The 202-nt window shown below is 38.1% G+C and carries 1 pseudogene; it reads left to right on the top strand.

The features are described 5' to 3' along the window. Positions 1-202: pseudogene (locus P5674_RS26505) on the top strand (recombinase); the annotation flags it as partial.

Raw genomic sequence — 202 nt, 5'->3', positions numbered from 1 at the left:
GCACCTAACAAAGAACACTTGCTTAAACAGCTTGAGCCTATTAACGCCAAACAAACGCAATTCAAAAAGAAACAACGGATAGCTGTTGATGTGTTTAAAGATTGGTGGTTTAAAACCCAACAAGAAGCCTATACTATTAAAAATCACCAACATCAATCATCCCGACATAGCTGGTTATGGGTAACGGGTATGACAGTAATGT

This window comes from Limnospira sp. PMC 289.06, assembly GCF_032350395.1.
Classification (GTDB): domain Bacteria; phylum Cyanobacteriota; class Cyanobacteriia; order Cyanobacteriales; family Microcoleaceae; genus Limnospira; species Limnospira platensis.
Note: the sequence above shows the minus strand (reverse complement) of the source record. Positions and strands in the feature narration are given on the sequence as shown.